The sequence below is a fragment of the Pseudooceanicola marinus genome (assembly GCF_020177265.1).
GTDB lineage: Bacteria > Pseudomonadota > Alphaproteobacteria > Rhodobacterales > Rhodobacteraceae > Pseudooceanicola > Pseudooceanicola marinus_A.
In genome coordinates this window covers 96235-109212 of record NZ_JAIVMC010000011.1, presented here as the reverse complement: position 1 = coordinate 109212, position 12978 = coordinate 96235, and the positions used below count along the sequence as shown (strand labels likewise).

The following is a 12978-nucleotide window of genomic DNA, read 5'->3' as shown; positions in this document are numbered from 1 at the left end:
AACCCGGGAGGTTCCGGGCACTAGAAAAGAGATCATTTGCGGGGGGCCATATGGACGTGAACAGCGGCAGGGAGCTTACAATCGCGGCACGCTTGGCGGGCAGCCTCGAGGAGGAGATCGTGGCCGGGCAGCTGTCGCCGGGGCAGCAGTTGGACGAGCGGCAGATCGCCGAACGCTTCGGCGTGTCGCGTACGCCGGTCCGCGAGGCGCTGCGTCAGCTGGCATCGGCCGGACTGGTGGAGATGCGCCCCCGCCGCAAGGCCGTAGTGCGACGCCTGGACAAGCAGCGCATGGTGCAGATGTTCGAGGTTCTGGCGAGCCTGGAAAGCCTGGCGGCGGAATGCGCGGCGCGGCGCATGTCCGCGGCCCTTCTGGCGGCGCTGGCGGAGATCCATGACGACATCGGGCGCTGCATTGCGGAGGGGCGGCCGGAGGACTACGACGCGCTGAACTACCAGTTCCACCGGATCATCTATGACGGCGCCGGCAACGGGTATCTCAGCGAACAGGTGGACCTGCTGCGCCAGCACCTGTCGCCCTACCGGCGCTGGCTGCTGCAGAAGATGAACCGGATGCGCCAGTCACACGAGGAGCACGGGCGGATCCTTGCAGCCCTCAAGGACGGAGACGAGGCCCGCGCCGCCGACGAGATGCGTCGGCACGTGCGCGACGACGACCGTTTCCTCGATTTCCTCATGGCACAGGACAGCGGCGACGGCTGACGGGGGTGGCCGACTGCGGAGGTGTAGGGGACCCTGACGGGGCGGCGAAGGGGACCGCTGAGGGCCTCGGGCAAGATGTTGCAGGTTGGCTGGTGCGCCTATCTGGGTCGGCCCTATGGGACCTGCCGCGTCGAAGCGTCGTGTCGGCAGGAGGCGGAGCGACTGCAGTCATAGCGCCGCGCCGCCGATGCCGATCGCGCCGCCGATGAAATAGATCCCCGTTCCCAGCCGTTCGGTCAGGAAACCGTAGCTAAGTAAGGCCAGGAAGGCCGCGCCTCGGCGCAGCACCGAAAGGAAGCTTTGGGATTGCGCGGCGACCGCTTCGGCCGACCAGCGCGAGATGAAGGCGATGGCCGCCAGGTGGCGGGCATTTTGAATCCCCTGCGGTTAGTGCCGTGTGCCCATCGGGGAATACACTGATGCGGTGCTCAGCGTGTCGGTCGCGTCTTCGAACGCATATGTGAGTGAGGTCGCTTTCCGAGGCCTGAACGTATTGGAAGGTGGGTCGTAAAGCCTTGAATACTATAGGCGCGCATTCTTGAAAATCTGATCGATAAGTAGTTGCAGGTTAAGGAAACCGCGTTGTTCTCCCCGGTGCGCCATTTCTTGCCATCGCCGTGTTCGAATAAGGCGCGAGGCGCGTCAGATAGGGGTTTGCTCTTAGGTTCGCTGAACCTGCAGAGAGCGGCAGAAGCTGTACAGACCAAGAACATATGCCTGCTGGGGGCAGGGCTTTTGAGCACTTTCCTTTATTCTGCGCGGGGAGGTACCCCCTCCTAAGGGGCAGGTTGCAGGTTCGAATCCTGCCGGGGTCACCATGTAGTCAAAGGCTTACACCGGTTTATAAGGTTTCTCTTTGGGTAATTGAGCCCGGGATGGGCCTTTGAAACCATGGGTCCCGTTCGTGCGACGCAGGTGGTCAGGAGGAAACCGGCTCTAGGTTGGCCTGCTGATCTTCGGGATGAAGTGCCCGAGAGACTGGACGATTTCTGCGAGCGGCGCCCTCTGCCCTCGCCATGAGACGTTACATGCATCGTCTCGAGTCGTGTGGCGGGCAGTGGCGTTTCCGGCCATCGTCGCGGCGCTCTGCCGAAACCGAATGGCCTCATGTTTGTGACTATTCGGCCACGTATCCAGCCAGTGCGCCGACGAAGGACCGGCCTGGGGTTCCTCTTTCGGAAGCAGTGATTTATTGGCGCGTCACAGCTAGCCAGACACCTCCCGCTTGCCATCGGACACGAGCAAGAGGGACATTCAATGGCTTGCAACGACTCATCCCCCAACACGACCGCGCGCAGTTTTTCCGCGCTGCTTCTTCTGGGAACCTTCCTGTCCAGCCCCGCGCTGGCGCAGCAGGCCCCGACCGAGCTGGAGGCGATCGTCGTCAGCTCTGACCGTTCCGGGGGGACGGTGCTGGACGAGACCGCGAACATCAGCGTCGTCACGGACGAGGACATAGAGAGCCGCGACATAAACGATCTCGACGATCTGCTGCGCTACGAGCCGGGCGTGACGATCAGCCGGCAGACCAATTCGACCGACCCGTTCAACACGATCGGCGGCATCACCATCCGGGGCGTGGGCGGCAACCGTGTCGGGATGCAGGTGGACGGCTCGCGCGTGGCGGAACGGATCACCGACGGCACCCGCGATTACGTTGACCTGTCCTTTACCAAGCAGGCCGAGATCGTGCGCGGACCGGCCTCCGTCCTCTGGGGCGCGGATTCCCTTGGGGGCCTTCTGGCCGTGGAAACCGTTGATCCCGAGGACATCCTTGAGGGGCGCGATCGCGGTGCCCGCGCCGGGATGAGCTTCGACAGCCTCAACGATCGGACCACCGCAGAGGCGATCTTTGCCCAGCGACTGGCCGAGGGGCTGGAGGTCATGCTGGGCTACAAGCGCGAGGAAAGCCACGAGGTGGAGCGGTCCCGCGCGCGGGCGGACGGTGGCTTCTACGGCTGCCCGCGCAACATCGACTATGGCGCGATTGCCTGTGACAAGCTGGATCCGACCGATCAGAGCTCGGAGCGTCTGCTGGCAAAGCTGGTCTGGACCCCCAACAGCGACCATCGCCTGGAATTCACCGCGGACCTGCTGCGGCGGGAGACGGATGTCGATCAGAAGCAAAGCCTGGGCCCGGTCTATTCCTCCTTCACCGGCCTGCCGACGGGCGAGATCATCCATGCCTACGACCGACACCTCGACCTGACCCGCGACCGCTACGCAGTGGAGCACAGCTGGACCCCGTCCTCCGGCTGGCTGGACGAGCTGAAGACGACCTTCGCCTATGTGCCCCACAGCTACGAAAGCCTCAGCTTCCAGAACAACACCTCGCCCTCGGGCGATGCCATCCGCGAGACGAACATCCTCAATTATTCCGAGGATTTCTATGAGCTGGACATCCAGGCGACCAAGCGCTTCGTCACAGGCATCGTCGATCACGAGCTGGTCTTCGGCTTCGATGGCGACATCGCGCATACGGACTACCAGCGCATCAGCCGGGAAAGAAACCTGACCGCTGGCACCAGCAGCGAAAGCCGGGCGGGGGGATTCAATTTCACCAATGCGGAAACCCGGCGCGCGGATCTCTATGCGCAGGATCACATGATCTTCGGCGGCGGCGCCTTCGAGCTGACGCCGGGCGTGCGGCTGGCAACCTACAGGATCGATCCGAAGCCCGATGCCGACTACGTTGTAGACCCCGGATCGGAACCACGGGTGCGCGAGGATGAGGAATGGCTGCTCAGCCTCGGTGCGATGTACCACGTGACCGACAGCATTTCGATCTGGGCGAAGTATGGCGAAGGCTTCAAGATGCCGACCGCGCAGCAGCTGTTCCAATCCAACCCGAGCTTCGGGCTGGTCCCCGCGCCCGGCCTGAAACCCGAATACGTGAAGAGCTACGAGCTTGGCCTGCGCCACGAAGGGGACAGTGGCTATACCGCCGTCAATGTCTTCCGTTCGGAATACAGCGACTTCATCGAGAACTTCTACAACATTCCCGGCACCAGCACCTACACCTACCGCAACCTGAACGAGGTGGAGATCTGGGGGATCGAACTCTCGGGCGCCCGGGATCTGAGCCCGCGCAGCTGGCTGGGCTATACGCTGGCCTACCAGGAGGGCAAGCAACGTGCGATGGCAGGGGGGGAAAAGACGCCCTTCAACCTGGCGCCGCTGACCGCCAGCGTCACCTTCGGTCACGACCTGCCGCAACACAACCTGTCCATCGAGGCCGTCACGACCATGGCATCGGAGGTCAAGAAGACCGCCACCGAGACCGGGTTCAAGCCGGATGGCTACGCGATCCTGGATCTCTACGGCAAGTGGCGGGTGCGCGACAACGCGGTGCTGAATGTCGGGGTGCAGAACGTCTTCGACACGCGGTATTTCACGGCGGATGCCATCGGGCGCACCACCACGCCGTCGACGGCGGTCGCGGCGCAAAGCCCGCTTGAGCTGACCACCGGCGCGGGGCGTACCCTTCAGGTCAGCCTGGACATCGAATTCTGATGAAACGGATACTCGGGCGGATCTGGCGCCTGACCTGGCTTGCGGCCTCAGGGCCGCAGGCCTGGAAGGGCCTTGTCGTATATGCGGTGGTGCTCGGCCTCGGCTTCGTGTCGATCTGGACCAGCGTTCTGATGATCGCATGGACCGGGCGGTTCTACGACGCGGTGGAACAGCTCGACCTTCCGGCCACCCTGCGGGAGCTGGGGGTTTTCTTCGCGCTGGTGGGGGCGCAGGCGACGGCCTTCATTGTCGCCGACTACCTGCGAAAGCGCTTGCTGTTGCGCTGGCGGGCACGGCTGACCGACCGGGCGCTGGATGCCTGGACGGGAAACAGGGCCTACTGGCACCTGCGTCCCGGCCAGACCCCACGTCCGGTGGACAACCCCGATCAGCGGGTGGCCGAGGATTGCCGGCTGTTCATCGAGAAGCTGCTGATGCTATCGATCGACCTGATCGAGAACTGCGTCTCGATCGTCAGCTACCTGGTCGTCCTCTGGGGTCTGACCGCCTTTGTCCTGTCCTTCTCCCTGGGCGGCGTCGAGATTTCCGTGTCGCGCTACCTGGTCTGGCTGGCCTTCCTCTATGTCGCGGTCTCCAGCCTGATCACCCACCTGATGGGGCGGGAGCTGAAGCCGCTCTACTTCGGGCAGGAAAAGCGTGAGGCGGATTTCCGGCATACCCTCGTGCAGCTGCGCGACAATGCGACCGAGATTTCCCAGTCGGGCGGTGAGGCGGCGGAGCTGCGCCGCCTGCGGGGACGCTTCGGTGCCATCCGGGCCAACTGGCTCGGGCTGATCCGGCGGGAGGCGATCCTGAACATCTTCTATCGCCCCTATTTCCAGACCATCCTGCGGGTGCCGTTGTTCTTCTCGTTGCCCGCCTATTTCGCCGGCTTCGTGACGTTCGGCGGGCTGATGCAGCTGTCCGGCGCCTTTGGCCGCGTCACCCAGACGCTGAGCTGGTTCATCTTCAACTACAAGGCGCTGGCGGATATCGCCGCCGTCTCCGAACGGCTGGACGACCTCTTTGCCAGTGCCGGCGATCCCGATCCCATGCCGGAGGCCCCCAGGGAGATTGTTCACCGGACCTGCGAGAACGGCACCGTGCGCCTGCGCGACCTGGTGCTGTTCACGCCGCAGGGCCGGGCGCTGGATCCCGTGCCCGACATGACCGTCTCGCCGGGCGAGGTGGTCTGGCTCTGCGGCCCGTCCGGCATCGGCAAGAGCACCCTTCTCGCGGCGCTGTCGGGCCTGTGGCGCTATGGCCGGGGAGAGATCTGGCGGCCCGAGGCGCCGATGCTGTTCCTGCCGCAGAAGCCCTACCTGGTGTCCGATGGCCTGGCAGAGGCGGCCAGCTACCCGAAAGAGCCCGCTGCCTTCGGGACCGACCGCATCCGGGAGGTGCTGACGGAGGTCGGGCTGGCGCACCGCCTGCCGCTGCTGGACATCGCCGGACCTGCAGCGATGGAAGGGCTGTCGATGGGCGAACGCCAGAGGCTGGCCCTGGCCCGGGTGCTGCTCAACCGGCCCGAATGGATCGTCCTGGATGAGGCGACGAGCGCCCTCGACCATGACAGCGAACAGCACATCCTGGCCTTGATCCGGCGCGAACTGCCGGAGGCGACAATCCTCTGCGTCGCTCATGACGTGCCCACGGGCCTGGGGCGGCACCGGGTCCTGCAACTGGGGGCCGAAACCTCTCATGAAAGGAAAACCGCATGACACATGCCTCCGTGACTTGGGCCGTGGACGAAAAGGGCCGCTGGCGCCTTGCCGATGCCGATCCGCTGGCGCTCCTGTCGCTGTTGCCGCAGATGGACCGGGTGATGACCGCCCTGCGGCGCACCGATGGCATCCTGCATGAACGTCTGGGCCATGTAAGCGCAGTGGAGGCCGCCGGGGACGGGGCTCTCTCGCTGCGCGATGCCGACGGGGCCGAGTTTGTCCACCTGCCGGCGGGCATGCTCGCCTCCGTCGTTCTGGACCAGACCATCGAGATGCGGGACAAGCTGTTGCCGCGACTGGAGTTCCGGGACGCCGCGGGCACCTATGTCTTCTCGGTCACCGGGCTGGAGGGGGCGGCAGCCTTCTGCGCGCCCTGGCCGGAGATGCGGCGCGAGGCCCTGCCGGTGACGCCGCGCGATACTGGCGGCGAGATCGCGGAGGTGGATCCGGCCGATCCCTCTGCCGTGCTGATGCGCAGGGTCTACGACGAAGCCCGCCGCATGCGCGTGACGGTCAGCCTTGGCGCGGCAGCCGAGGCTGCCCGCCAGACCTGGGAAGGCGCGATGGAGCGTGAACCGCTGCTGATGGGCGGCTGCGTCAATGTCATCGCGAAGCCCTTTCACCTGCACCTCGATCCCGGGGTGGTCGACCGCTGGGCTGGCGAAGGCGACCACTTTCGCGCGCTCGATGCCGCGGGACGGCCCCTCGGGCTTGAGGTGACACTGCTATGAGCCTGGATGTGTTGCCCGAGGGCTCGGCCCCCGTAAATTCCCGCGCCGGTACGTGGTTTGACCCGAACGGAGGCGGGTCCTTGAGCACCGCCGAGGTGTTGGCACAGGCTGCGGGCGGGCAGGCCGTCTTGCTGGGTGAAACCCATGACAGCGCCTGCAATCACCGTTGGCAGATGCATGTCTGCGCCGGGCTTCTGGCGCATCGTGCGGATATCGTCATCGGGTTCGAGATGTTCCCGGCCCGCCTGGATCCGGTGCTGGCGGACTGGGTCGCCGGCGGGCTGGAAGAGGAGACCTTTGCCGAACGCGCCGAATGGGGGACCGTCTGGGGCTTCGACATCGCCCTCTACATGCCGCTGTTCCGCTTCGCGCGCGACAACGGGATCGAGATGATCGGGCTGAACTGCCGACGCGGGTTGGTGCGCGAGGTCGGCCAACTGGGGTGGGAGGGCATCCCGGAGGCGGATCGCGAGGGGCTGACCTCCGCCGCCCCGGCCTCCCCGGCGCATCGGCAGTATCTTTTCGACATCACCGGCGGCGCCCGCCCGGGGCGCGCGGCGCGGTCCGCCGAGGATCCGGCCTTCGACAGGTTCGTCCGGGCGCAGCAGACCTGGGACCGGGCCTTCGCCTGTCGCCTGGCAGACCGCCACCGGCGCCCCGACGCGCCGCTCGTGGTGGGCATCATCGGTCGCGGACATCTGGAGTTCGGGGGCGGCACCCCCGCACAGCTCGCGGATCTGGGGATTTCACGGACCACGGTTCTGCTGCCGCATCGCCCGGGTGACGTGGCGCGGGAGGGGCAGGGGGATGCGATGTGCGTCATGCCCGCCACGCTGGCCAGCGAAACACCTGCCCCGCGCCCACGTGGCGACGGACCGCCGTGATCAATTGTCCCCGCCAGGGCGGTGCGGCCCCGTGGACACCTGGGCCCCGACGCGACGGGGCCGCCGATCAGTGCTGCAGCACGTAGCGCCCTGGAGCTGCGGCCAGTGAACTGGCCATGTCGGGCGGTGGCACCGCACCGGAGGAGTGATCGGTCAGCCAGTCGGTCCAGGCGGGCCACCAGGACCCGTCCTGCGGCGCATGGGCGGCGAACCAGGCATCGGGCGCCTCATATTGCGCGCCGGCGGGGCGGTGGCCGATGCGGAAATGGGCCCGGGGCCGGCCCGGCGGGCTGACGATGCCGCCGTTATGGCCACCGCTGGCCAGGGCGAAGGTCAGGTCGGAGCCGTTGAACAGCCGCATCTTGTAGACCGATTTCCAGGGCGCGATATGGTCCTTTTCGGTGCCCACCAGGAAGATCGGCACGGCGATGTCGCGCAGGGCGATCACCTCTCCCTCCACCGCGAACCGCCCCGCGCTCAGGCGGTTTTCCAGGAACAGGCCGCGCAGGTACTCCGAATGCATCCGGGCGGGCATCCGCGTCGCATCCGCATTCCAGGTCGTCATATCCGAGGTCATGTCCTCGCGCCCCAGGAAATAGCGCTGCACGGCCCGGGCATGGATCAGGTCCTCGGCGCGCATGGCGCGGAAGGTGCCGGCCATCTGGGTGCTGTCGAGGTAGCCGCGCGCCCACATCATGTCCTCCAGGAAGGCGACCTGGCTTTCATCGACAAACAGCAGCAGCTCGCCCGCCTCGGAGAAATCCACCTGCGCGGCGAAGAGCGTCATCGAGGCCAGCCGGTCATCGCCGTTGCGGGCCATGGTGGCGGCGGCGATCGACAGGATGGTGCCGCCCAGGCAATAGCCGGTGGCGTGGACCTTCTGGCCCGGGACGATGCGGGTCACCGCGTCCAGCGCCTCCATCACGCCGTCCTTGCGGTAATCCTCCAGCGACAGCTCGGCCTGATCGGCGCGGGGATTGGCCCAGGAAATGGCGAAGACGGTGAAGCCCTGGCCGACCAGGTAACGGATCAGCGAATGCTCCGGCGTCAGGTCGAGGATGTAGTATTTCATGATCCAGGCGGGCACGATCAGCACCGGCTCGGCCTGCACCTTGTCGGTGGTGGGGCTGTACTGGATCAGCTCGAACAGCTCGTTGCGGTGCACCACCTCGCCGGGGGTGCAGGCCAGGTCGCGGCCCACCTCCAACGTGCTCGCCTCGCCCTCGGCGCCGGTCAGGGCGCGCATCATGTCGCGGGCGAAGAACTCTGCCCCTTCCGCCAGGTTGGCCCCCTTGCGCGCGACGGTCTCGTCCAGGATCTCGGGGTTGGTGGCCGGAAAGTTCGACGGCGAAGCCATGTCCAGCACCTGCCGCATCATGAACCCGACGCGGTCGCTGTCGGCGGAACTGACGCCGTGCAGATGGTCCGTGGCATGGTCCCACCAGTCCTGGCAGGCCAGAAAGCCCTGCTCCATCATGGCAAAGGGCAGGCGCGACCAGCCGTCGTAGGTGAACCGGTGATCGTAGGGCTTGGGGGTGAAGGGCGGCGGCGCCTCGTCGTCCCCCGCGCCACGACGCAGGGCATATTCGCTTAGGCTCAGGGCGTTGCGGGTGGCGGTTTCGGCCAGTTCGATCTGGCGGCCCGGCGCGGCGGCCAGGTTCATCGCCCAGTCGCCTCAGGCCTGCAGGGTGGAGAAGGGCGACAGGCCACCGGTCATCCCGGCGATCCCCGCCCGGGCCATGCGGTCCAGATCGGCATAGGGATGCGGGCCGGGGCCGGGGGCCTTGCCCGGCGCAGGCGCCGCGCCCGGAGTGCCGTCCTGCGCCCCTGCGGCGCTCGGATCCGCCGTTGGTTGCTGCGTCAGCTTGATGACCTTGGAATCTGCCATGCCGTCCTCCCGGATCCGCCAGTGTCCGGCGGGCCGCAGGGGGCGGCCATGCAACCGGACTCACCCGTAGAGAACCGGCCGCGACGCCTGCGGGCAAGCTCTTTCCCAAGACAGTTTTGCGAAACGCGGCGTCCCGCCACAGGGGGTCTGGCCCGGGCGCCTTTTCGCTGGCCCGCGTCACGCCACCCAGAGGCAAACAAGGGCGGCTGGCGCGCCGCCCGCGTGCCACGCCCATGCCTCATACGTTGGCTGAAAATACTCCGGGGGAGTCGCGGCTGGCCGCGACGGGGGCAGCGCCCCCTCCGCCGCCCGGGCCTGCGCGATCAGGCCGCCAGGCCGCGCGCGCCCATGTCCAGGAACTTCTTCCGCCGCGCGTCGATCAGCGCCTTGCGGTCCATGCCGTCCATCTCGCCCAGCATCGCCTCCAGGGCGCGGCCGACGGAGGACATGGTGGCCGTGCGGTCACGATGCGCGCCGCCAGTGGGTTCGGAAATCACCCGTTCGATCACGCCCAGGTAATGCAGGTCCTGTGCGGTCAGGCGCATGGCCTCGGCGGCCTCGCGCATCTTCTCGGCGTTCTTCCACAGGATCGAGGCGCAGCCTTCGGGCGAGATCACCGAGTAGATCGAGTGCTCCAGCATCGCCACCTTGTTGGCCGCCGCAATGGCCACGGCGCCGCCCGATCCGCCTTCGCCGATCACGATGGATATCATCGGCACGCCGATCTGCAGGCATTTCTCGGTCGAGCGCGCGATGGCCTCGGACTGGCCGCGTTCCTCGGCCCCCTTGCCGGGGTAGGCGCCGGCGGTGTCGACCAGGCTGATGACCGGCAAGTTGAACTTGTCGGCAAGCTCCATCAGCCGGATCGCCTTGCGATAGCCCTCGGGACGGGCCATGCCGAAGTTGCGCTCGATCCGGGACTTGGTGTCGTGACCCTTCTCATGGCCGATCACCATCACGGGACGGTCGCCCAGGCGCGCCAGGCCGCCCATGATCGCCAGGTCCTCGGCAAAGTTCCGGTCGCCGGCCAGCGGCGTGAACTCGGTGAACAGCTCGGCGATGTAATCTTTGCAATGCGGCCGGTCGGGGTGGCGCGCCACCTGGCATTTCCGCCAGGGCGTCAGCTTGGAATAGAGATCGACCAGCATGTCGCTGGCCTTCTTGTCCAGGGCGGCGGCCTCGGACTCGATGTCCATCTCTTCGCTTTGCCGCGCCATGGCGCGCAGCTCTTCGGCCTTGCCTTCGATCTCGGCAAGGGGACGTTCGAAGTCGAGGTAATTCGTCATCTGGCGCTCCCGTTTCGGTCGTCCGTTATATGAAGGTCCGGGCGGCGAAGTGCAATAAGGCAAGATTTGCCGGATACGCCTCTGGCAGGGTGAAGCCGGAAAGGAAAGCGGATGAGCGGAGACTACGAGGCGCGCCTGCTGCGCGTGATGGATCACATCCATGCCGACCCGGCCGGCGACCTGTCGCTGGATGCCCTGGCCGAGGTTGCGGCGATGAGCCGGTTTCACTGGCACCGGGTGTTCCGCGCCATGACCGGCGAGACCTGCGCCCAGGCGGTGCGGCGGATCCGCATGCACCTGGCGGCCTGTGACCTGGTGCGTGGGGACCGCCCGGTGGAGGAGATCGCCCGCGCCGTGGGCTATCCCGATCCGGACAGTTTCGCCCGGACCTTCGCCGCGCACTACGGGCTGACCCCCGTGCGCTTCCGCGCCGCCGCGCCTTTCCGACCGACACCCCAGGCTCCCGGAAAGGAGAGACCGATGACCACCGAAACCGCCCTCTACCCTGTCGAGATCCGGCAGGTCCCCGACCGCCATCTGGCCGGCCTGCCGCATCACGGCAGCTACTTCGGCATATCGCAGGCCTATGCGCGCCTCACCTCCATCCTGCAGGCGCGCGGACTGATGGCCCGGACCGGCGCGATGGTGGCGCTCTATTACGACGACGTCACCTCGAAACCCGAGGCGGAGTTGCAGAGCTTCGCGGGCGTAGAACTGCCCGGCGACATGCCCCTGCCCGAGGGGCTGCAGGCCGTCGATGTGGCGGGCGGGCGCACCGCTGTGTTGACCTTCACCGGCCCCTATGCCGGGTTGCACGAGGCCTACCAGTATCTCTTCGGCAGCTGGTTGCCCGGCTCGGGCCATGTGCCCGCCGATCAGCCGCCCTACGAGCATTACCTGAACACGCCGATGGACACCGCGCCGGAGGATCTGGTGACAGAGATTTGCGTGAAGCTGCAGTCCTAGGTCGGGCCGAGGCCTTCCGCCAGGGCCAGCATCGCCTGGCGGGGCGAGGTCAGGATCGGCAGGCCCAGGTCCTCCAGCAAGGGGGCGGCCCCGGCCATGCTCGCCTGGGCCAACACCACCACGTCGGCCCCCCGCTCTGCCAGGGTGGCGCGCAGGGCGCCGGCGACAAGGGCATGAAAGCGGGCCGTTTCACCGGCCTCGAACAGCGGCCAGGCCTCCGGAAGGGGCAGCGTGCGGATCGTGCTGCGCCCATCGGTCATAGATTGCAGCAGGTCGAGGCTGGGCGCGCGGGTGCTGTCCAGCACGTAGGCCATCAGGATCTGCCCGCCGATCCGTGCCGCGTCGCGCATCATTGGCCGGTCCACGCGCATCCCGCCCAGCCGTTCGGCCAGGGGCCCAAGCGTCGTGCAGGTGCAGAGAAACCCGCCCTCGGCCTCGGCGGCCAGCGCGGCCATGTCCTCGCTCAGGTCTTCGCCGGCCCGCACCCGGGCCAGCCAATCGGGCCGCACCGCATGGCGCAGCCCCAGCCCCGGCGCGATCTCGTCGCGCAGGGCGTCGAAGGTGGCCACGTGGACCTCGGCGGTGTGCAGCAGCAGGGCGGAATGGGGCATCATGCCCTCAGTGGTAGATCACCGGGATCAGCGAGGCCACCAGCAGCGCGGCCATGGTCCAGTTGAAGGCGCGCAGAAGGCCGGGGCGGTGCAGCAGTCGCCGCACCTCCTGCCCCAGCAGGATCCAGACGGAGTTGGCGGGAATGCAGACCAGCCCGAACATCGCCGCGATCAGCAGCACCGCGCCCAGGTTGCGGTCGGGCGCGTAGAGGGTGATCGCGCTCATCCCCATGACCCAGGCCTTGGGGTTCACCCACTGGAAGGCTGCCGCCTGAAGGAAGGTCATCGGCCGCCCCGTGGCATCACCGCCCTCGGGCGGGGCGGCATGGGCGATCTTCCAGGCGAGGTAGAGGAGGTAGGCCGCGCAGGCCACCATCAGCCCCTGGCGCACGACGGGGTAGAGGTCAAAAACCTGCATCAGCCCCAGGCCAACGAGGGCGACCATGACCGAGAACCCGGCTCCGATGCCCAGCATGTGCGGCACCGTCCGCCGGTAGCCGAAGTTCGCGCCCGAGGCCATGACCATCAGGTTGTTCGGCCCCGGCGTCACCGAGGAGACGAAACAGAAGAGAAAGATCGCGGTCAGCACCTCAAGGGGGACGGCGGGCAGGAAAGGGGGCATGGCGTTGCTCATCGGCTGTCAGGATTGCAAT

General features: G+C 67.0%; 11 protein-coding genes. 6 read left to right on the top strand and 5 right to left on the bottom strand.

Translation table 11 applies throughout. From position 1 onward, the window contains the following. The first annotated feature begins 50 nt into the window (after nucleotides 1–50). From LC066_RS18570 to LC066_RS18550, 5 genes are all read left to right on the top strand, one after another. Nucleotides 51–722 (top strand): GntR family transcriptional regulator, encoded by a 672-nt coding sequence (locus LC066_RS18570; protein WP_224902188.1) that lies wholly within the window; start codon nucleotides 51–53, stop codon nucleotides 720–722. 1257 nt (nucleotides 723–1979) lie between these two features. Then, complete coding sequence (locus LC066_RS18565; RefSeq protein ID WP_224902185.1) at nucleotides 1980–4235, top strand: TonB-dependent hemoglobin/transferrin/lactoferrin family receptor; 2256 nt, start codon at nucleotides 1980–1982, stop codon at nucleotides 4233–4235. Beyond that, nucleotides 4235–5956: an ABC transporter ATP-binding protein/permease gene (locus LC066_RS18560; RefSeq protein ID WP_224902181.1), complete on the top strand. Its 1722-nt coding sequence runs from the start codon at nucleotides 4235–4237 to the stop codon at nucleotides 5954–5956. Before LC066_RS18565 ends, LC066_RS18560 begins: the two co-directional genes overlap by 1 nt. After that, nucleotides 5953–6690: a hypothetical protein gene (locus LC066_RS18555; protein WP_224902178.1), complete on the top strand. Its 738-nt coding sequence runs from the start codon at nucleotides 5953–5955 to the stop codon at nucleotides 6688–6690. Before LC066_RS18560 ends, LC066_RS18555 begins: the two co-directional genes overlap by 4 nt. An 80-nt stretch (nucleotides 6691–6770) precedes the next feature. Beyond that, nucleotides 6771–7574: a ChaN family lipoprotein gene (locus LC066_RS18550; protein WP_224902175.1), complete on the top strand. Its 804-nt coding sequence runs from the start codon at nucleotides 6771–6773 to the stop codon at nucleotides 7572–7574. A 67-nt stretch (nucleotides 7575–7641) separates the two neighbouring features. Here the strand turns inward: LC066_RS18550 and LC066_RS18545 are convergent, their stop codons facing one another. The 3 genes from LC066_RS18545 to LC066_RS18535 all read right to left on the bottom strand — a co-directional run bounded on the left by LC066_RS18545 (nucleotide 7642) and on the right by LC066_RS18535 (nucleotide 10748). Further along, nucleotides 7642–9237: a PHA/PHB synthase family protein gene (locus tag LC066_RS18545; protein WP_224902172.1), complete on the bottom strand. Its 1596-nt coding sequence runs from the start codon at nucleotides 9235–9237 to the stop codon at nucleotides 7642–7644. Nucleotides 9238–9249: 12 nt separating this feature from the next. Beyond that, nucleotides 9250–9462: a poly-beta-hydroxybutyrate polymerase N-terminal domain-containing protein gene (locus LC066_RS18540; protein ID WP_224902169.1), complete on the bottom strand. Its 213-nt coding sequence runs from the start codon at nucleotides 9460–9462 to the stop codon at nucleotides 9250–9252. A 323-nt stretch (nucleotides 9463–9785) separates the two neighbouring features. Beyond that, nucleotides 9786–10748, bottom strand: a complete 963-nt coding sequence (locus LC066_RS18535; RefSeq protein WP_224902166.1) for an acetyl-CoA carboxylase carboxyltransferase subunit alpha — start codon at nucleotides 10746–10748, stop codon at nucleotides 9786–9788. Nucleotides 10749–10859: 111 nt separating this feature from the next. On the opposite strand from LC066_RS18535, the gene LC066_RS18530 reads away from it, so the two are divergent. Further along, on the top strand, nucleotides 10860–11714 hold the full coding sequence (locus LC066_RS18530; protein WP_224902163.1) for an AraC family transcriptional regulator: 855 nt from the start codon (nucleotides 10860–10862) through the stop codon (nucleotides 11712–11714). Here the strand turns inward: LC066_RS18530 and LC066_RS18525 are convergent. Both LC066_RS18525 and LC066_RS18520 read right to left on the bottom strand, forming a co-directional pair. Next, a complete protein-coding gene (locus LC066_RS18525; RefSeq protein WP_224902161.1) occupies nucleotides 11711–12325 on the bottom strand; it encodes a hypothetical protein in 615 nt (204 codons plus the stop codon). The two genes, LC066_RS18530 and LC066_RS18525, sit on opposite strands and share 4 nt — an antisense overlap. Nucleotides 12326–12332: 7 nt before the next feature. Further along, nucleotides 12333–12959 (bottom strand): LysE family translocator, encoded by a 627-nt coding sequence (locus LC066_RS18520; RefSeq protein ID WP_224902158.1) that lies wholly within the window; start codon nucleotides 12957–12959, stop codon nucleotides 12333–12335. Nucleotides 12960–12978 lie beyond the last annotated feature (19 nt).

Bases quoted from the DNA above. Each gene is read 5' to 3' on its own strand.
- LC066_RS18525 (WP_224902161.1), bottom strand. From the start codon at position 12,325: ATGCCCCATTCCGCCCTGCTGCTGCACACCGCCGAGGTCCACGTGGCC.
- LC066_RS18540 (WP_224902169.1), bottom strand. From the start codon at position 9,462: ATGGCAGATTCCAAGGTCATCAAGCTGACGCAGCAACCAACGGCGGAT.
- LC066_RS18565 (WP_224902185.1), top strand. From the start codon at position 1,980: ATGGCTTGCAACGACTCATCCCCCAACACGACCGCGCGCAGTTTTTCC.
- LC066_RS18535 (WP_224902166.1), bottom strand. From the start codon at position 10,748: ATGACGAATTACCTCGACTTCGAACGTCCCCTTGCCGAGATCGAAGGC.
- LC066_RS18560 (WP_224902181.1), top strand. From the start codon at position 4,235: ATGAAACGGATACTCGGGCGGATCTGGCGCCTGACCTGGCTTGCGGCC.
- LC066_RS18545 (WP_224902172.1), bottom strand. From the start codon at position 9,237: ATGAACCTGGCCGCCGCGCCGGGCCGCCAGATCGAACTGGCCGAAACC.
- LC066_RS18570 (WP_224902188.1), top strand. From the start codon at position 51: ATGGACGTGAACAGCGGCAGGGAGCTTACAATCGCGGCACGCTTGGCG.
- LC066_RS18530 (WP_224902163.1), top strand. From the start codon at position 10,860: ATGAGCGGAGACTACGAGGCGCGCCTGCTGCGCGTGATGGATCACATC.
- LC066_RS18555 (WP_224902178.1), top strand. From the start codon at position 5,953: ATGACACATGCCTCCGTGACTTGGGCCGTGGACGAAAAGGGCCGCTGG.
- LC066_RS18520 (WP_224902158.1), bottom strand. From the start codon at position 12,959: ATGAGCAACGCCATGCCCCCTTTCCTGCCCGCCGTCCCCCTTGAGGTG.